This window comes from Micromonospora sp. CPCC 206061, from assembly GCF_036906915.1.
GTDB lineage: Bacteria > Actinomycetota > Actinomycetes > Mycobacteriales > Micromonosporaceae > Phytohabitans.
Map to the genome: position 1 here is coordinate 185,639 of NZ_JBAKHX010000006.1, position 18,161 is coordinate 203,799.

Annotated in this window: 19 protein-coding genes and 2 pseudogenes; 8 read left to right on the forward strand and 13 right to left on the reverse strand. The window is 71.2% G+C overall.

Features of this window, described 5'->3' with window-relative positions; genetic code table 11:
- Window positions 1-59 precede the first annotated feature (59 nt).
- From V6V89_RS07870 to V6V89_RS07880, 3 genes are all read left to right on the forward strand, one after another.
- On the forward strand, window positions 60-2,798 hold the full coding sequence (locus tag V6V89_RS07870; RefSeq protein ID WP_334618316.1) for an exo-rhamnogalacturonan lyase family protein: 2,739 nt from the start codon (window positions 60-62) through the stop codon (window positions 2,796-2,798).
- On the forward strand, window positions 2,795-5,032 hold the full coding sequence (locus V6V89_RS07875; protein ID WP_334618317.1) for a rhamnogalacturonan lyase family protein: 2,238 nt from the start codon (window positions 2,795-2,797) through the stop codon (window positions 5,030-5,032). The genes V6V89_RS07870 and V6V89_RS07875 overlap by 4 nt, the downstream gene beginning before the upstream one ends.
- A gap of 89 nt (window positions 5,033-5,121) precedes the next feature.
- Window positions 5,122-6,621, forward strand: a complete 1,500-nt coding sequence (locus tag V6V89_RS07880) for a HoxN/HupN/NixA family nickel/cobalt transporter (protein ID WP_334618318.1) — start codon at window positions 5,122-5,124, stop codon at window positions 6,619-6,621.
- A gap of 137 nt (window positions 6,622-6,758) precedes the next feature.
- On the opposite strand, the gene V6V89_RS07885 is transcribed toward V6V89_RS07880, so the two are convergent.
- The 7 genes and pseudogenes from V6V89_RS07885 to V6V89_RS41630 all read right to left on the reverse strand — a co-directional run.
- Window positions 6,759-8,114, reverse strand: a complete 1,356-nt coding sequence (locus V6V89_RS07885; RefSeq protein ID WP_334618319.1) for a hypothetical protein — start codon at window positions 8,112-8,114, stop codon at window positions 6,759-6,761.
- A 5-nt stretch (window positions 8,115-8,119) separates the two neighbouring features.
- Window positions 8,120-8,677, reverse strand: a complete 558-nt coding sequence (locus tag V6V89_RS07890; RefSeq protein WP_442935088.1) for a SigE family RNA polymerase sigma factor — start codon at window positions 8,675-8,677, stop codon at window positions 8,120-8,122.
- 23 nt (window positions 8,678-8,700) lie between these two features.
- Window positions 8,701-9,234: a hypothetical protein gene (locus V6V89_RS07895; protein WP_334618320.1), complete on the reverse strand. Its 534-nt coding sequence runs from the start codon at window positions 9,232-9,234 to the stop codon at window positions 8,701-8,703.
- The gene (locus V6V89_RS07900) at window positions 9,165-9,677 is read right to left on the reverse strand and encodes a hypothetical protein (RefSeq protein ID WP_334618321.1); all 513 of its coding nucleotides are present in this window, start codon (window positions 9,675-9,677) and stop codon (window positions 9,165-9,167) included. Before V6V89_RS07900 ends, V6V89_RS07895 begins: the two co-directional genes overlap by 70 nt.
- Window positions 9,678-9,711: 34 nt before the next feature.
- Complete coding sequence (locus tag V6V89_RS07905) at window positions 9,712-10,110, reverse strand: cupin domain-containing protein (protein WP_334618322.1); 399 nt, start codon at window positions 10,108-10,110, stop codon at window positions 9,712-9,714.
- A gap of 218 nt (window positions 10,111-10,328) precedes the next feature.
- A pseudogene (locus V6V89_RS07910) lies at window positions 10,329-10,460 on the reverse strand (ribonuclease E activity regulator RraA); the annotation flags it as partial.
- Window positions 10,461-10,507: 47 nt separating this feature from the next.
- Window positions 10,508-10,681 (reverse strand): annotated as a pseudogene (locus V6V89_RS41630) (GntR family transcriptional regulator); the annotation flags it as partial.
- A 64-nt stretch (window positions 10,682-10,745) separates the two neighbouring features.
- Here V6V89_RS41630 and V6V89_RS07915 point away from each other — a divergent pair.
- Window positions 10,746-11,732, forward strand: coding sequence for a fibronectin type III domain-containing protein (locus V6V89_RS07915; protein ID WP_334618323.1), 987 nt, complete (start codon window positions 10,746-10,748; stop codon window positions 11,730-11,732).
- Here V6V89_RS07915 and V6V89_RS07920 read toward each other — a convergent pair.
- The 3 genes from V6V89_RS07920 to V6V89_RS07930 are packed head-to-tail and all read right to left on the reverse strand — an operon-like array spanning window position 11,723 to window position 13,525.
- Window positions 11,723-12,148 (reverse strand): nucleoside deaminase, encoded by a 426-nt coding sequence (locus V6V89_RS07920; protein WP_334618324.1) that lies wholly within the window; start codon window positions 12,146-12,148, stop codon window positions 11,723-11,725. The two genes, V6V89_RS07915 and V6V89_RS07920, sit on opposite strands and share 10 nt — an antisense overlap.
- A complete protein-coding gene (locus tag V6V89_RS07925; protein ID WP_334618325.1) occupies window positions 12,145-13,032 on the reverse strand; it encodes an LLM class flavin-dependent oxidoreductase in 888 nt (295 codons plus the stop codon). The genes V6V89_RS07920 and V6V89_RS07925 overlap by 4 nt, the downstream gene beginning before the upstream one ends.
- Before the next feature lie 13 nt (window positions 13,033-13,045).
- Window positions 13,046-13,525: a carboxymuconolactone decarboxylase family protein gene (locus tag V6V89_RS07930; protein WP_334618326.1), complete on the reverse strand. Its 480-nt coding sequence runs from the start codon at window positions 13,523-13,525 to the stop codon at window positions 13,046-13,048.
- Window positions 13,526-13,664: 139 nt separating this feature from the next.
- On the opposite strand from V6V89_RS07930, the gene V6V89_RS41635 reads away from it, so the two are divergent.
- From V6V89_RS41635 to V6V89_RS07945, 3 genes are all read left to right on the forward strand, one after another.
- A complete protein-coding gene (locus V6V89_RS41635) occupies window positions 13,665-13,889 on the forward strand; it encodes a hypothetical protein (protein ID WP_442935089.1) in 225 nt (74 codons plus the stop codon).
- Between the two features lie 120 nt (window positions 13,890-14,009).
- Window positions 14,010-14,471: a hypothetical protein gene (locus V6V89_RS07940; protein WP_334618327.1), complete on the forward strand. Its 462-nt coding sequence runs from the start codon at window positions 14,010-14,012 to the stop codon at window positions 14,469-14,471.
- Window positions 14,472-14,610: 139 nt separating this feature from the next.
- Window positions 14,611-15,558 (forward strand): GlxA family transcriptional regulator, encoded by a 948-nt coding sequence (locus tag V6V89_RS07945; protein ID WP_334618328.1) that lies wholly within the window; start codon window positions 14,611-14,613, stop codon window positions 15,556-15,558.
- A 103-nt stretch (window positions 15,559-15,661) separates the two neighbouring features.
- On the opposite strand, the gene V6V89_RS07950 is transcribed toward V6V89_RS07945, so the two are convergent.
- The 3 genes from V6V89_RS07950 to V6V89_RS41640 are packed head-to-tail and all read right to left on the reverse strand — an operon-like array spanning window position 15,662 to window position 17,296.
- On the reverse strand, window positions 15,662-16,900 hold the full coding sequence (locus V6V89_RS07950) for an NAD(P)/FAD-dependent oxidoreductase (protein WP_334618329.1): 1,239 nt from the start codon (window positions 16,898-16,900) through the stop codon (window positions 15,662-15,664).
- Window positions 16,901-16,907: 7 nt separating this feature from the next.
- Window positions 16,908-17,123 carry a hypothetical protein gene (locus V6V89_RS07955; RefSeq protein ID WP_334618330.1) on the reverse strand — a complete coding sequence of 72 codons (216 nt, stop codon included), beginning with the start codon at window positions 17,121-17,123 and terminating at the stop codon, window positions 16,908-16,910.
- Window positions 17,120-17,296, reverse strand: a complete 177-nt coding sequence (locus tag V6V89_RS41640) for a hypothetical protein (RefSeq protein WP_442935090.1) — start codon at window positions 17,294-17,296, stop codon at window positions 17,120-17,122. The genes V6V89_RS07955 and V6V89_RS41640 overlap by 4 nt, the downstream gene beginning before the upstream one ends.
- A 165-nt stretch (window positions 17,297-17,461) precedes the next feature.
- On the opposite strand from V6V89_RS41640, the gene V6V89_RS07965 reads away from it, so the two are divergent.
- Entirely contained in the window at window positions 17,462-18,106 is a 645-nt protein-coding gene (locus V6V89_RS07965; RefSeq protein ID WP_334618332.1) for a helix-turn-helix transcriptional regulator, read from the forward strand.
- Window positions 18,107-18,161 lie beyond the last annotated feature (55 nt).

Below are 18,161 nucleotides of genomic sequence, written 5' to 3' on the forward strand. Positions count from 1 at the left end.
AGTTGGCCCTGGTTCCCTGCTATCTGATAGTAAGCGTTTCCACGTGAAGTGGAGTCTCCATGCCCCAGATCCCCCGCCGCAGTCTCCTCATGGGCGCGGCCATCGCCGGCGCGGCGAGCCAACTGCCCCTCTCGTCCGGGCCAGCCGCGGCGAGCGCCACCGCAAGAGGCCCGCAAGCCGCTCGCGTCCTCGACGAGGGTGTGCCCCTGCGCTGGCTCGACGGCGGCGCACCCCAGGCCCTCGTCGGCGCGACCTGGGGCGTGCCGTGGCCGCGTGGCGCGCTCACCCGCGTCCATCAGCTCTCCCTGGCCACCACCGACGGCACCGCCGTGCCCGTGCAGTCCTGGCCCATCGGGTACTGGCCGGACGGCAGCGTCAAGTGGACCGCCCACGCCATCGGCACCGAGGTGCCGGCCGCCGAGCAGTACGTTCTGCGCCCCGGCACCGCCGCCGCCCCCGCGACCCCGCTGCGCGTCACCGAGACCGCCAAGGAGGTCACGGTCGACACCGGCGCCATCCGCTGCGTCATCGGCAAGCATGGCCGGGTGCTGGTGCCGTCGATCTCGCGCGGCGACCGCGTCGTCGCCACCGGCGGCACCCTCGTGGCCCTGCGCAAGAACTCCCCCGGCGAGGCGGAGAACGGCAGCACGCAGCAGGAGAAGTTCGTCTCGGAGATCCAGAAGGTGACCGTCGAGCAGCGCGGCCCGGTGCGCGCGGTGGTGCGGGTCGAGGGCAAGCACCGCGCCACGCGCGGCAGCCGCGCCTGGCTGCCATTCACCATCCGGCTGTACCTCTACGCCGGCAGCGACGGCATCCGTATGGTGCACACGTTCATCTTCGACGGCAACGAGAAGAAGGACTTCATCAGCGGCCTGGGCGTGCGGTTCCAGGTGCCGATGACCGACCTGCCGCACGACCGTCACATCCGCTTCGCGGGTGACGGCGACGGCGTGCTCGGTGAGGCGGTCCGCGGCATCACCGGCCTGCGCCGCGATCCGGGAGCGGCGGTACGCCAGGCGCAGATCGCCGGCCAGCGCCTGCCTGATCCGTCCACCTGGGACACCCGAGTGACCAGCCGGCTGCACCTGATCCCGGCGTGGGGCGACTACAGCCTGCGCCAGCTCTCCGATGGTTGCTTCGACGTCCGCAAGCGCACCGCGGCCGGGCACGGCTGGGTCCAGGTCGACACCGGCCGCCGCGCGGGCGGCCTCGGGTACGTGGGCGGCGTCTCCGGCGGGCTCGCGTTCGGCATGAAGGACTTCTGGCAGCTGCACCCGACGCAGCTCGACATCCGGGGCGCCGCAACCGACAGCGCCGAGGTCACCGCCTGGCTCTGGTCGCCCGACGCCACCCCCATGGACCTGCGCTTCTACCACGACGGCATGGGCCAGGACACGTACCCCGAGCAGCTCGAGGGCCTGGAGATCACGTACGAGGACTACGAACCCGGCTTCGGCACCCCGTACGGCGTCGCCCGCACCACCGAGCTGTCTTTCTGGGCCCTCGGCAGCACCCCGTCAGCGGCGCGGTTCGCCCAGCTCGCCGACGCGGTGCGCACGCCGCCGCTGGTGGTCGCCCCGCCGGCCGCCCTGCACGCCGCCGGCGTCTTCGGCGACTGGAGCCTCGTCGACCGCAGCACCGACCCCCGCCGGGAGATCGAGGACCGGCTGGACTTCCTGTTCGACTTCCACCGCAAGCAGGTGGAGCAGCGCTCCTGGTACGGGTTCTGGAACTACGGCGACATCATGCACTCCTACGACCCGGACCGGCACGTGTGGCGGTACGACGTGGGCGGGTACGCGTGGGCGAACTCGGAGCTCTCCCCCGACCTGTGGCTGTGGTACCAGTTCCTGCGCTCGGGACGCGCCGACGTGTTCCGCTTCGCGGAGGCGATGACCCGGCACACCGGCGAGGTCGACGTCTACCATCTCGGCCAGTGGCGCGACCTCGGCACCCGCCACGGCGTGCTGCACTGGGCCGACAGCGCCAAGCAGCTGCGCATCAGCACGGCGATCTACCGCCGCTTCTACTACTTCCTCACCGCCGACGAGCGCACCGGCGACCTGATGCGCGACCTCGTCGACGGCGACCGGACGTTCCTGGTCCTCGACCCGATCCGCAAGATCCGCACAGGGCCGTACGAGCCGGACCCGCACGCGCTGTCGATCAGCACCGGCACTGACTGGAGCGGCCTGGCGGCGGCCTTCCTCACCGAGTGGGAGCGCGGCGGAGACCCGATCGCACTGCGCAAGCTGGTCAACAGCGCGCGCACCATCGCCGCCATGCCGAACGGCTTCATCCAGGGCAGTGGACTGTACGATCTGGACACCGGCACCTTCGCGCCCGCCGCGCCGGCCGTGTCGGTCGGGTCGCTCGGTTCGGTGTTCGGCCTCGTCGAGGTCTGCAGCGAGCTGATCGACCTGCTGGATATACCCGAGTTCACCGACGCCTGGTTGCAGTACTGCCGGCTCTACAACGGCACGGCGGCCGAGCAGACCGCCGAGACCGGCCAGTCGTTCGGCAACCTCAACCTGCGCCAGGCGCACTCGCGGCTCACCGCGTACGCCGCCGCCAAGACCGGCAACGCGACCCTGGCGGCGCGGGCGTGGCAGGAGTTCTACACCGGCCACGCCGGCTACCCGCGCAACGCGCCCTGGCGGGCCACCCGCGTCGAGGGTCCCGCCGTGCTCAAGCCGATCGACGAGGCCAGCTTCGTGTCCACCAACGCCAGTTCCCAGTACGGCCTGGCGGCGATCCAGTGCCTGGCACTGGTCGGAGAACACTTGGGGCAGTCATGAAACGACTCGTAACGGTCGCGTCAGCCGTGACCCTCCTGTCGGGCGTCGGAGTCTTCGTCGCTCTCAACGCATCCGCCGCGACCACGCGATACGAGGCGGAGACCGCGCCGGCCACCTGCGACGGCACCATCGCATCGAACCATTCGGGGTACTCCGGCAGCGGGTTCTGTGACACCAACAACGCCGCCAACGCGGCCGTCCAGTTCACGGTGAACGCCGCCGCCGCCGGATCGGCCACAGTAGACATCCGGTACGCCAACGGCGGCGGCGGCGGGCGCCCCGCCGACGTCAGCGTCAACGGCGCTGTCGTACAGGCGGCGTTCGCCTTCGACGCCACGAGCGCCTGGAACGCCTGGTCCACCCGCTCGCTGACGGTGAGCCTCAACGCGGGCGACAACACCATCCGGCTCGCCGCCACGACGGCGAACGGGCTGGGAAACATCGACTACGTCGACGTGACGACCGGCGGCACGACCCCGACCACGCCACCGCCTTCGGGCGTCCGGCAGATGGAGAACCTCGGCCGGGGTGTCGTCGCGGTGCGCTCCGGCGCCAGCAGCGTCCTCGTCGCCTGGCGCCTGCTCGGGCTCGACCCGGATGGCATCGGCTTCAACGTGTACCGGTCGACGGCCGGCGGCACGGCGGTCAAGCTGAACGCGTCCGTCCTGACCGGCGGCACAAACTACACCGACACGACGGCGAATTTGGGGCAGGCGAACGCCTACCACGTGCGCCCGGTGGTCGGCGGCGTGGAGCAGGCGCCGAGTGGCGCCTTCACGCTGACCGCCAACCACGCCACCGAGCCGGTGGTCCGGGTGCCGTTGCGCTCCGGCGGTATGGTCAAGTTCGTCTGGGTCGGTGACCTCGACGGCGACGGCGAGTACGACTACGTGCTCGACCGCCAGACGTCGCCGCAGACGATCGAGGCCTACCGGAGCAACGGGCAGTTCCTCTGGTCGGTCAACATGGGGCCGAACAGCACCAACCAGAACAACATCGAGGGCGGGTCCGCGACGGTCAACGTCGGTCACAACGACGGCGTCACGGTCTACGACCTGGACAGCGACGGCCGTGCGGAGGTTGCCGTACGGATCGCCAACGGCGTGCGGTTCGGCAACGGCACCACGTACAACGGCCTGAGTGACAACACCCGGCAGGCCATCGCCATCCTCGACGGCATGACCGGGGCGCCGCGGGCCACCTCGCCGGTGCCGACCGACTACCTGTCCGACGGCCCGATGTACGCGCGCTTCGCGGTCGGCCACCTCGACGGGGTCAACCCGAGCCTGGTCGCGTACATGAAGAACCGGATCGGCTCCGGCAACTTCAACCTCATGTTCAGCGCCTGGCGGTTCACCGGCAGCGCCCTGACCATGCAGTGGAAGTTCCTGCGCGGCAGCCAGAACCTGCCCGACGGGCACAACACCCGGGTGATCGACGTCGACGGCGACGGCAAGGACGAGATCGCCGAGATCGGGTTCGTGCTGAACGGCAACGGCACCCTGAAGTACTCGCTGGCGCCCCGGGGCGTCGTCCACGGCGACCGCTTCCACATCGCCAAGATCGATCCCAACCGGGCCGGCCTGCAGGGCTACGGCGTACAGCAGGACAATCCCAGCGGGCTGCGCGACTACTACTACGACGCGGCAACCGGAAACATGATCTGGCAGCACGTCGAGGCCGGCACCGCAGACGTCGGCCGGGGCATGGTGGGAGACATCGACCCCCGGTTCCCCGGCATGGAGGTCTGGGCCTTCTCGGGTCTCTACAACGCGCCCAGCAACCGGCTCACCCAGTCCAACACCTCCCTGCGGCCGTGGCCCCAGACGGGCCTGTTCTGGGACGGTGACATCACCATGGAGCTGCTGAACGACGGCAAGATCGAGAAGTGGAACCCGAACGCCCCGACCGGCACCAGCAGCGTGCCGCGGCTGGTGACCACCTCGAGCTACGGTGCGGTCGACGCCAGCCAGAACGTCCAGCCCACGTTCCACGGTGACATCCTCGGCGACTGGCGCGAGGAGGTCGTGTACACCAACGCCAGCTTCAACCAGCTGATCATTTTCACGACCAACCAGCCCACCAGCACCCGGCTCTACACGCTGGCGCACAATCCCGCCTACCGCAACGACATGACGGTCAAGGGCTACATGCAGTCCCACCACGTCGACTACTTCATCGGCAACGGCATGACCCAGCCCCCGAGGCCAAACATCACCTACGCCGGAGGCTGAACCAACCGCGAAGGCCGATGGCGGCGGCAGACACCCGGGGCGTTGCGCCACCGAGTGTCTGCCGCCGCTGGAACGACAGGAGAAGCGTCATGCCCACGCGGCGGGTGCTGCTCGCCGCCACCGGCGCGGCGGCGGCCAGGGCGGGCCTGTGGACCGTACTCGGACTGCTCTTCGTGGTGGCCGCGCCGGCCGCGCTCGCCAGCGCCCACCCGACCGGGGCCCCGTTCCAGGTCCACCAGTACCACGGCCTCACGTTCATGCCCGATCAGGTGCGGGTGGTCGCGGCCGTGCACACGGCGGAGATCGTCACCCGGCAGGAGCGTCGCACCGTGGACGCGGACCACGACGGCGCGGTCACCGCCGCCGAGCGACGTGGGCACGCGCGTACCGCCTGCGCGGAGCTGGCCTACGGGTTCGCCGTCGAGGTGAACGGCGAGCGCCTGCTCTGGACGGTGACAACGGGCGACTACGACTACGAACCGGGCTCACCCGGGTTGCCCAGCGCCCGGCTCACGTGCGACCTCGCGGCGCCCGCGCGGCTGTCCGTCCCGGCGACGGTGACCATCGCCAATCACCACCGGCCCGACGGCACCGGTTACCGGGAGGTGACCGCCGTCGGGCGCGACGTGCGTCTGATCGACTCACTCCTGCCCGAGCACAGCGTGAGCGAGCAATTGAGGGCGATACCGCCGGCGGACGCGCTCGTCGTCAACGTGCCGGCGGCGAAGGTGCGGGTGGAGCCGGGAACGGGCGTGGCGGGCGCACCGACCGCGACAGCACCGGCGGAATCCGCCGGGCTGCTGACGACAATTCCCACCTGGGCGGAGCAACGGATCGAGTCGTTTGCCGCCGGCCGGCTCACCCCGCTGCTGGCGGTCCTGGCCGTGCTGACCGCGGTGCTGCTCGGCGCCGGGCATGCCGCCCTGCCTGGGCACGGGAAGTCCGTGCTCGCGGCCTACCTCGCCGGGCGCCGCGGCCGGCCGTTGGACGCGTTGGCCGTCGGCGCCACGGTCACGCTCAGCCATACCGGCGTGGTGCTACTGGTGGGAGTCTTGATCAGCACCAGTACGGCGTTCGCCGCCGACCGGCTGCTCGGCTACCTCGGCGTGATCAGCGGACTGCTCGTCATCGCGGTCGGGATCGGCATGCTGGTCGCCGTCGTCCGCGGTCGAGCCGGCCACTCGCACGGTCATGATCACGACCACCACCATGATCACGACCACCACGACGGTCACGACCACCACCATGGACGTCGGACCGGATGGCTGGGGCTGGCCGGCATCGGTGTCGCCGGCGGTCTGGTGCCCAGCCCGACCGCCCTGGTGGTGCTGCTGGCCTCGGTCAGCACGGGGAAGGCGGTCTTCGGCGTGCTGCTGGTGCTCGCGTACGGCCTTGGCATGGCCGGCACGCTCACGGCCGCCGGCCTGCTCCTGCTCGCGGTCAAACGTTGGGTGAGCCTCGCCGAGCGCCGACCCGTACGCGTGTTGGCCCGCCTCGGCGCGGTGGCGGCCTGGCCGCTGACCACGTCAGCGATGGTGCTCGTCATCGGCACCGGCCTGACTCTGCGCGCCGGCGCGGTACTCACCTGAGCCCCCGCCGGGAGGCCATCCCACCTCGACCCGCTCGATGTTCAAGCCCCACGGCTCCTCGGTCGGCGCGTCGAAATCGGGCGGGCGCCGCGGCGGCCAGCCATCACTCCCCGACCGGCCCGGCACCGTCGCCGCCCTTACAACGGCTGCGACGAGGACACCCCGCCGGCCGTGACGGCCCGCACCTCGGCGGCGGTATCGGGCAGCAGTGCCGCGTCCTGGCCGACCTCGACCCAGGCGCCGCCGGCGGTGCGGTAGGCCAGCGACGAGCCGTACGCCGCCACGATCCAGCCCTGGCCGTCCGGCAGCCGCACCCGGACCGGCACCGGCGCGTCCCGATCGGCGGCCCCGCCCGGTATCACCGCGTCGACCGCCCCCGTCGCGTCGAGCAGCACGGCGAACACGAGCGCCGGATCGGACGCCCCGAAGATCTCGCTGAGCAGAGCTGTCCGCCCGTCGGGCAGGCCGGCGACCACCTCCCACCGGCCCGACCCGTGGATCTCGATGAGCGGGTCCACGTAGCCGGACTCCCCCACCGCCCGGAGCAGGATGCCGCCGTCGTCGGTGACCTGCGTGGGCCGTCCCACCCGGGTCGGACCGTCGACGCTCCGGTTCTCCCAGGACAGCCCAGCGCTGTCGGCCCGAGTGGGGTTGATCGGAAGGTAGGCCGGAACCGGCCCGCCTCGCGCCACAGCTTGCTCGACGTACTGGCTGGCTTCCCGCACCGGGTGCAGCCCGGCCGGGTCGCGCTCGCGGGCCGCCGGGGGCGCCTGCCGGGCAAGGACGCGGACGTCGCGCGGGTCGCCGCCCGCCGGCACCTCCGCCAGCGCCACACCGTCCATAGTGCTCATCCGCCGCCAGTCGCGGCTGACCTTGCCGTCCGGCCCGGTCACCGGTGCCATGGAGATGTAGAGCGGCACGCCGGGGTCGACGGCGAGCAGCGTGCGATCCTCCGGCCCGAAGGCGTACACCCACGACACGCCGTGCGCCACGGACTCCTCTCCGACGAGCCGGAACTCCTTGCTCACCGGGTCGGTCGCCACCAGTCCCGCCATGGCCACCCGATCCCGGCGCGCCCCCGCCTGCACCACCACGGCGGCGGGTCCGCCCTTGGTTGTACCGGCCCAGTAGACGTGCGGCTCGCCGCGCAGCGCCGCCACCGCGCCGTCGCCGCTCTCCGAGTGGCGCAGGCCATCACGCCAGGCCCGGACCACCTGCTCGATCACGCGCGCGTCGCCGGCCAGGTCGCCGCCGGTGGGCTGGAGGAGCCGGTAGTCGGCCACCACAGCCGGTCCCGCGGTGGCGTCCCGCCACGCCACCGTGGCGCCACCGCCGGCCATCGCGACGGCCACGGCGAGGGCCACACCTTGTACCCGGGCCCGCCGCACCCGGCGGCGCCCACCGCGCACGACCCGGTCGGCGAAGTCCGGCGCCAGGCGGAGACGGTCAGTCGCGTCCCACATCGCCCGGTTGACCCGCTCAGTAGTGTTCACCATGGTCAGCCTCTCCGCACCGCGTCCTGAAGGACGGCCGGAAACGTGGCGTCCTGTTCGGGAAGCGACTCGCGCAGCCGGGCCAGCCCGCGTGAGGTCTGACTCTTGACGGTGCCCACGCCACAGCCGAGCGCCGCAGCCGTCTGCGCCTCGGTGAGGTCGTGGAAGAACCGGAGGACCAGAACCGCGCGGGTCCGCGGCGGGAGCGTTGCCAGGGCCCGCACGACCAGGTCTCGGTCGGTCACCTCGCGTTCCGGTCCGGCGACCCCGCGCGGCGCGGCCGCCTCCAGCGGCGCCTCCGTGATCCGGCGACTCTTGCGGCGCCAGCGGTTCGCGGCCGCGTTGGCGAGCGCCGCCCGCGCGTACCCCTCCGGGTCGCGGCTGATCCGCCGCCACTTCGGGTACATCCGTTCGAGGACGTCCTGGAGGAGGTCCTCCGCGGCGCCCGGGTCGCCGCCGCAGAGGAGGTAAGCGCTGCGCAGCAGGCCCGCCGACCGGGCACGCACGAACTCCTCGAACCCGCCGTCGTCCACGACCACCCCCTCGTCTACCCATACAGACACCACGAGCCGCGAGAAGGTTGGCTTCAATCCCGCACACTGACCGCGCACACCACCACCCCCTCGACGATGACCTGGTGAATCGGCCGGTAGGAGGCCTCGCGGGGGCCCGGATGGAAGCTGTCCACCCAGAACCTTGGCGCGTCCGCCTCGGTGAAGACGTCCGGCAGCGCCGCCTCGCGGCTGTGTGACAGGAGGCCCCCGACCGTGGGGCGCTCGTCGCCGGTGTGCTCCCCGTAGTGCACGGCCAACCACCGGGCGGCCGGCGTCTCGCAGGCCCGCCAATAGTCGCTCTCGTAACGCGCGTGCGCTCCCCGGTACCCGCCCGCGAGAGGGCTGAAGTACATGTACTCGAACGGGTGCAGCCGGGCCGCGGCGACCGCCGCCTCCGCGTGGCCGGCGGCCAGAATCACGGCGAGCACCGCCACCAGCGCCGTGCGCCGGCACAACCGGATGGTCGCGACCATCGCCAGCAGGATCATTCCGGGTACTACGAACAGGAAGTGCCGCAGTCCGTTGTAGACGGTGGCGTTCGCGGCCACGATGGCCGCCACCGGCACCAGAAATAGCGCTCCTGCCAGCATCTCAGCGACCGGCCACTGGCGGCGCGCCACGTCTGCCGCGACGAACCCGACACCCACCAGCGCGAGAGCCACCATGACCGGCGGTGAGCCGACGACCAGCCCGAGCGGGTGTGCCACTTCTCCCCGGTCAGCCGCTGAACCGCGGCGATGAGCACCTCGGCGAACGGCCCGTGCTGCGGCATGTACTCACGCGGGTTGGAGTCGCGGATGAACCCGACGTCCCGCCCACCGGACAGGTACCAGTTGAGCACCGCCTCGCCGTACCAATTCTGCAGCCCCTCGTCCCAAGTGCGGCCGTACGCGCCGGCGGCGACCACCACGTACAGGCCGAGAACGGCGAACAGCAAGCCGAGCAACAACGCCGGCAGCCGACCCTCCACAAACGACGGTCGACGTGCCGGCGCGTGTACGACATCCACGCCGGTACAGACACCGGCTCGGCGAATAAGGTTGTTACGGGGTCAGCTCGTGCCCGGTGGTGCTGTCGACGTGGTCGGGGATGTCGCCCTCGTGCCGGTCGCCGGTCGTCGACGTGCCGGTCGGCTCGAACATCAGGATCGACCCGCCGGGCGACGACGGCTTGTGCTCCACACCACGCGGCACCACGAACGTGTCACCGGCACGGAGCACCACCGTGGTCTCCGCGCCGTCGGTGTCACGCATCGCGACGTCGAACTGCCCGTCGAGCACCAGGAAGAACTCGTCGGTGTCCTCGTGCACGTGCCAGACGTGCTCCCCCAGGGTGTGCGCGATCCGCACGTCGTAGTCGTTGACCCGGGCCACGATGCGAGGGCTGTAGATGTCGGTGAAGGACGCGAGCACGTCGGTGACGTTGACAGGTTTCATACCCATGCCCGCAATTGTCCGCCGGCCCTTCCCCGACCGTCTTGTACGATCTTGACACGGGCGCGGGCCGCGGGCCCGAGCGGGCGGCCGCGGGCCGCGATCAAGGACATTCGCGTCGATCAAGGGCAAACGCACGTGGATAAGTGATCGAACCCCGTGCGTTTGCCCTTGATCGAGGGATCGGGTGACGCCTGGGGCGCGGCCGGCGCCGCGCGCTGGGACGGCTACAGGAGCACGATTCCGTCGTCGTCGCTGTGGAGTTCGGCGCCGGGGGTGAAGGTGCAGCCGCCGAACGTGACCGGCACGTCGCGCTCGCCGGCACCGGTCTTGCCGCTCTTGCGCGGGTTGGAGCCGAGCGCCTTGACGCCCGGGCGTCGCGGTGGGCGTCGAGCTCGGCCAGACCTTCCGACTTCAGGCGGCGCAGCGCTTCGCGCAGAGGGGTGGTGCTGACGCCGATGGCGGGGGCGAGGGTCGCCTGGTTGAGGACCGCGCCCGGCTCCAGCTCACCCGAGACAATGCGGTCACGCAGCGTGAGGTATGCGAACTCGCTCTTGGTAACGAACAGCTCCACGGGCACAGCCTATAACCTACAGACACGACCCCTATTGACATATATCGATGCACGCCGTGACGATAGCTGGGTGAACCTGACACGGCTGGCGGTTGCGACACTCGCGATGGTGGCGATCCTGCCGGCCCAGCCGGCCGCCGCCGACTCGCCGGACACGGCGCCGCCTGGGCCGCCCGGCCGACCCACGGTCACCGACATCACCTACACGGACGCCACCATGACGTGGGCGCCCGCGGTCGACGACCGGGGCGTCGTCCAGTACGGCATCTGGCGGCGCACGCCGGACCGCGGTGACATGTTCTACAACGCGACCAGCGCCACGACGTTCCGCTTCGGCGGGCTGACCCCCGGCACGTCATACACGTTCTTCGTCGTCGCCTCCGACGAGCGCAACAACGGTCCGGCGTCGCCGGCGGTGACATTCCAGACCCGCACCGCCCCGGCGGAGTCTGAGCCGCCCAACCAGCCCGGCACCCCGACCGTCACGGCGATCTCGCCCGCGACCGCGGAGCTGGCGTGGACGCCGTCGACCGACAACGTCGCCGTCATCCGGTACCTCGTCTACCGCCTGTCCGGCACCACCCGCACCCTGTTCACCTACGCCGACGCGGCCGCGAACGTGCGGCTCCAGTTCCTGGTGCCCGACCGCGACTACGCCTTCGTGGTGGTCGCCGAGGACCCGGCGGGCAACCGCTCGGAGGCCTCCGGCACCGTACGCCTGCGGCCTCCGCCGGACCCCGCCGCCGCGTGCCGGGTGGCCTCCGCCGGTCCGAGCCCGGCGATGCCGGGAATGCACCGGGTCGCCGTCACCTACACCGGCGCGGCCGCCGTCATGCGCTGGTCGGTGCGCTTGGTGCTGCCCGCCGGCACGACCATCAGCTGGGCCTGGTCGGCGTGGGAGCAGGACGGCGGCGAGGTCGTCTTCTGGTACGAGGGCTGGGCCGACACGCTGACACCTGGCGAGACGATCAACCTCGACATGGCCCTCACCGGCCCGGGACTCCCCGACCCGGCGAGCGTCCGGCTCAACGGCGCCACCTGCGATCGTCAGGTGTAGTAGCCGTCGACGGGGAGGCGGGCCTCGTCGAACAGCGCCGGCCCGTCCTGCGGCACCGGCGGAAACCCGCCGGAGGGCTTCAGGGTCAGAAGCTGCTCATTGGACAGTGCGAACACGACACGCCCGAGCCCGGAGCGCTCGATGGCACCCGTGCACATGTTGCAGGGTTGGCAGCTGGTGTACATAGTGGAGCGCCGGGCGGTCGCCGGATCGAGGTGCTGCGCCGCCCACCGCGCGACCTTCAGCTCCGGGTGGGCCGTGATGTCGTCTCCCGTGATGGAGGTGTTGCGCTCCTCGAGAAGCACGTCGCCGTCCGGACCCACGAGGAGCGAGCCGAATGGCGGGTTTCCACCCGCGCGGGCCTCGGCGGCGAGCGCGATGGCGCGGCGCAGGTGGCGTTCGTCGTCGTGATTCATGACTGGTCCTTCCCGAGTACCGGCAGCACATCGCGGGCGACTGACTCGACGACGGTCTCGCTGCCCGCGTACCAGCTGCTCTCGCGCGGCCAGTGCGTGACGACGTCGGTGAAGCCCAGCTCCCCCGCCCGGCCGACCGCGTCAGCGAAGAAGTCCACACTGGACAGCGAGAAGACCGGCGCGGCGTCGAGGGAGAGCACGCGGTCGACCTCGCCGGGCCGGCGCCCCGCGCCGGCCTCGGCCTCGGCGAACCGCTCGGCGAGCGCCGCGACCGACCGCCACCACGCGTCGAGATCCTCGGCGCGCTCGCCGGTGGTCACCCAGCCCTGCCCGTACCGCGCTGCGAGGCGCATCGAGCGCGGCCCGTTCGCCGCCACGATGAACGGCGCCCGCGGCCGCTGCACGCATCCCGGCGTGCCGCGGGCGTCGACCGCGCTGTAGTACTCGCCGGCGTAGTCGGCGTGGCCATCGCGCAGCAGCGCGTCGAGGAGCCCGAGGAACTCGGCGAACCGGTCGACGCGCTGCCGTGGCGTGAGCGCGGGCTGCCCGAGCACCGAGGCGTCGTACGACATCCCGCCTGCGCCCAGCCCGAGGGTGAGCCGGCCGCCGGAGACGTCGTCGAGCGCCGTCACCTCCCGCGTGAAGTGCACCGGGTGGCGAAAGTTCGGCGACGCGACCATGGTGCCCAGGCGGATCCGCGACGTGACCATCGCCGCGGCCGTCAGCGTCGGCACGGCGTCGAACCACGGGCCGTCGACCAGGTCGCGCCAACCGATGTGGTCGTACGTCCACGCCTGGTCGAACCCGTACTCCTCGGCCAGCCGCCACCGCCGCGCCGCCTCCGACCACCGCTGGTCAGGAAGGATCACAATGCCCACCCGCATGAGCAGAGGGTACTCAGCCGCGCTGCCTCCACTGCCGTGTGGGCGGGACGCCGGGCAGCGGCTTGCCGATGATGGCCAGCGGGACGAAGAAGTTCACCTGGCCGATCACCATCGCCAGCGTGGCCAGCGCCTTCTCGTCGTAGTGCTCGCTCACCCGGGCGTACAGCTCGTCGGTGACCCGCTCGCTGTGCGCCGACGGTTGTAGCACCGCCTCGACCAGTGCCAGCGCCGCCCGCTCGGCCTCGGTGAAGTATGTGGCGTCCTGCCAGGTCGCCACCGCGGTGATCCGCTCCTCGGACTCCCCCGTCTTGCGCAGGGTGGTCGAATGGAGAGTGGTGAGGTAGGTGTTACCCACGATCTGGCCGGCGCGCAGCTGCATCAGGCCGATCGTCGGCCGCGGCACCGAGCCGTTGCCGGTCACCTTGTAGAGCGCCGCCGAAAGCTCCTTCAGCTCCGGCACCAGATCCTGCGGGTTCGACAGTCGTGACTCCATGACTGGCTCCTTCTCGTTCGTCGTGTCTCTGATGCGTTGACACACGGCGAGCCAGGAACGTGACAGAAAATCTCGGACGGGTGTGTCCATCTCGGCGGACGCCGTTCGTCGTCTGGGTACCCGACCGAGAGAGGTACCGATGGACTTCGGCCCGTACCACGGTTTGATCGCGACCCGGCTCACGAGTGAGCTGGCAACCGGCGCCCTTCCCCACGCGCCGGTGCTGCCGGCCGTGCGGGCCGACCTGCTGCGCCGCCTCGGTCGCCATGCCGAGGCGGCGGCCAGCTACCGGCAGGCCCTGGCACTCGTGGCCACCGAGCCGGAACGCCGGTATCTCACCCGCCGCCTCGCGGAGCTGCCCTAGCGTCAGTCGCCCGCGTGGCAGGATTCCTGCGTTTTGTGGCGGTGTTACCTCTGGTCGGCGGCGCGCTCCAGTGGTGATCTTGTCCTGGTCGTGGACGCCATTATGTGTCCACAATGGAAGATGGGGGAAACGTTGCGCAAGTTGACGACGCGCGCGGCGGCGGTCGCACTCGCCCTGATCGGAGCGGTGGCCGGCGCTCTGGTCGTTGCCGGTCCGGCCCAGGCGGCGCCGGCCGAGCGGATCAGCGAGGCTCAGGTCACGCAGACCACCGGCCGGTTCAGCCCGGTGCCCGGCATCTGGTTCGACGGCTCGTACGTGGAGTTGCGCGCCGGCCGGTACGGGGGTTACCAGTACGGTTGGGCCGCGCTGGCGCCCGGCCTCCAGAACTGGCGGGAGGGACACGCGATCGTGCTGCAGATCAACCGGGGCGACGGCAACGGTTGGCAGTGGGGACCGTCGCGCCAGAACACCGGTGACGGCGTCCAGCACACCGGCGGCGCCCTGACCTATGCGTCAACGTCCTACCGGTTCCGGGCCTGCCTGTTCAACGGATCAGGCTACGGCTGCACGAATCCCTGGTAGCGGTACACAGCCGGAGACGAAAGTGACGGGGAAGGCCGCTGGCGGCCTTCCCCGTCAGCGTCGCGACAGCGATATGTAAGCGCGCTGATCTACCGTGCCTATCCGTCCGTCGCAGCGAGCTGTCACGAACGGGGTTGCCATGACCGGGTTCTCGTCCATCGCCGTCTACGTGCCCGACCGGGTGCACACGTCGAGTCTCGGTCAGGTGACGGACGTGTTCGGGGACGCCGGTGCGCCGGGCCTGCCCACGTTCGACCTGGTGTCGTGTACCGATCGGCCCGGACGACTGACGACCGACCTCGGCATGTCGTTCACGGTGGGGGAAGGTCTGGATCGGCTCGCCGAGGCGGACCTGCTGGTGGTGCTGCCCTCGGAGCGGCCGCACGAGCCCTCCGACGCGCTCGCCGCCGCGATCGTGGCCGCGCACCGGCGTGGCGCGATCGTGGCGAGTCAATGTGTCGCCTCGTACACCGTGGCGGCGACGGGCCTGTTGGACGGCCTGTGCGCCACTACGCACTGGAGGTTCGTCGACGACTTCGCGGCACGCTACCCGGCGATCGAGGTGGTGCCCCGCGTCCTGTACGTGGACGAGGGCCAGCTGTTGACCGGCGCCGGCGGAGGCGCGGGCATCGACCTGTACGCGCACCTGGTCCGCCGGGAGCACGGCTCGACGGTGGCCAACGCGGTCGCCCGCCACATCGTCGCGCCCTACCGGGATGGCGGCCGAGCTCAGTTCGCACCGACGTCAGCGCCCGTGGACGGCGACGAGGAACAGGTGTCCGCCGTCCTGACGTGGGCGACCGCGAACCTGCATCGACCGCTGCCGGTCAGCGAGTTGGCGCGGCGTGCACTGATGAGCACCCGCACGTTCAGCCGCCGGTTCAGGGCGGTGACGGGGACGACGCCGCACGCATGGGTGCTACACCAGCGGTTGATCCGCTCCGAGGAACTGCTGGAGTCCACGACGCTGCCGATCGAGGAGGTGGCCCGGCGAGTGGGGTACGCCAACGCCACCGTGTTGCGCGAGCAGTTCATCAGGCGGCGGGGGATACCACCACGCCTCTATCGCCACGCCTTCCGGCGGTGACGCGGCCGGCTCGGCATGCCGAACCCGGAACAGAGGAATATAGAGTTCAATATATGTATGGTGACGTAGACCTGCGCTACGCCTGGCTCGACCCGCGAATCCGCTACGAGTGAGCGCGGGTCACGTTGTCGAGCGGCACGTCGGGGTCGGCGAGCTCGGCCAGGTCGACGGGGTGGCCGTCGCGGATGAGCTGTTCGATCGGTTCGTTGACGTCCCAGATGTTGACGTTCATGCCGGCCAGCACGCGCCGGCCAGCGGTCCAGAACGCCATGAACTCGCGCTTGGCCGTGTCGCCCCGCACCACGACCCGGTCGTATGAGCCGGGCGGAGCGTGGCCGGTGTACTCCATGCCGAGGTCGTACTGGTCGGTGTAGAAGTACGGGAGCCGGTCGTAGCTGACGGCGCGGCCGAGCATCGCGCGGGCGGCGGCGGGGCCAGAGTGGAGCGCGTGGGCCCAGTGCTCGACCCGCACCCGCGTGCCGAGCAGCGGGTGGTGGGCGTTCGCGATGTCACCGGCCGCCCAGATGGCGGGTTCGGCGGTACACAGGCCGTCGTCGACGAGGACGCCGTTGTCCACCGGCAGGCCGGCTGCGGCGGCGAGCTCGGTGTTGGGTTGGGCGCCGACGCCGACGATCACGACGTCGGCCGTGAGGACGGTCTCGTCGGCGAGCTCGACCGCCGACACCCTGCCGGTGCCGAGCAGCCGGCGCACCTGAGCGCCGAAGCGGAAGCGGACGCCATGGTCGCGGTGCAGGTCGGTGAAGACGGCGGCGATCTCGTCGCCGAGAACGCGCCGCAGCGGCGCGGCGGCACTCTCCACGACGGTGACGGCCGCGCCGCGGGCGCGCGCGGCGGCGGCCACCTCCAGGCCGATCCAGCCCGCCCCGACGACGACCACGTGAGCGTCTTCGGTGAGGGCGGCGCCGATGCGGTAGCTCTGGGCCAGGTTCCGCAGGCTCAGCACGCCTTCGAGGTCGGCACCGGGTACCGGCAGGGGGCGGGGGCGCGATCCGGTGGCAAGGAGCAGGCGGTCGTAGTCGACGTGCCCGCCACCGCCGAGTTCGAGCCGGTGGCTGGCCGGATCGAGAGCGGTGACACGGGTGCCGGTGCGCAGGTCGATGTCGTGCTTGCCGTACCACCCGGCCTGGTGCAGGTAGACGTCTTCGGCTTCGGTGGTGCCCAGCAGCAGCCCCTTGGACAGCGGCGGCCGCTCGTACGGCGGCTCGGTCTCGTCGCCGATCAGGACGACCTGGCCGTCGTAGCCCTCCTCGCGCAGGGTCTGCGCGGCCCGGCCTCCGGCCAGGCCGGCGCCGACGATCACGAATGGGCGGTGCGTGGTCATGGCGACCTCAGCTTTCTCCGGCCCCGAGCGCGGCCAGCAGTACCAGTACGAGGGTGGTGGCCGCGAACAGGCCGTGTGCGGCGACGACCGGAACGGGCAGGCGCGAGTCGACGGTGCCCGCGCTGCGGGCGGACAGCCACCGGAACAGCATCGTGAAGCCGAGCAGTGCCACCGGCAGCAGCGCGACGAACGCCGCCCACGCCAGGCCCGACTCGTCGGTCACGAGATAGCCGATCCAGAGCAGCAGCCCGGCGACCGCCAGGGCGAAGTGTCCGAAGACGAGCCCGGGTGCGAGGCGACTGCCGCCGCCCGGCCCTCGGCGAGGAGCTGCCCGTCGGCCACGACGTGCGACGCGACGTCGAAGACCATGCTGGCGATCCAGGCGCCGATCGGCACCGCGACCAGCGCCGGGTGCAGCGGCTGCCCGTACGGGGCCGGCCAGCGCCGTGACCGGACGTTTGGCGCGTTCCATATTTCACCAATCAGCGTTGTTGTTATTCGCCATCCTGTACCTCCTCACCGGAAATTTCAACAGCACATGTTGGTGATAATCTGGTTCGGGTGCAGGATCGCTGGAACGCCGTGATCGCGCTGGCGGACCCGTCGCGCCGGGCGCTGTACGACTACGTCCGGCGCCAGGGACACCCGGTCAGCCGCGAGGAGGCCGCCGACGCGCGAGGGATGTCACGCGGCCTGGCGGCGTTCCACCTCGACAAGCTCGTCGACGCCGGGCTGCTGCGCGCGCACTACGAGGCGCCCGCTGACCAGCCGCGCGGCCGCGGGCGGGCGCCGAAGGTGTACCAGCTGGCCGGCGACGGCGTGTCCGTGACCGTGCCGGAACGGCGCTATGAGCTGATGGCGGAGATTTTGGCCGATGCCGTCGCCGGCGACCCCGGCAACGCCGGGGACGCCGCGCACCGCCACGCCGGCCAGCGGGGCCGCGACATCGGCACCCAATTGGCGGGCGACGGCTCAGACCTGACCACGGCCCTCGACCTGCTGGGTTTCGAACCGCAGCCCGACGGCACCGGCCGCGTGCTGCTGCACAACTGCCCGTTCCACGCTTTGAGGAGCCGGCACACGGCGCTGGTGTGCGGCCTCAACCGCACCTTCGTCGCCGGCCTGGTCGAGGGCCTGGGCGCCACCGGCGTCCAGGCCCGCCTGGTCCCCCGCCCCGGCGCCTGCTGCGTCGAACTAGCCCCCTAAGCCCGCCCCGCCCCCGGCCCCAAAGTTCGTAGCCATGTCGTTCCTTAGGAAGACA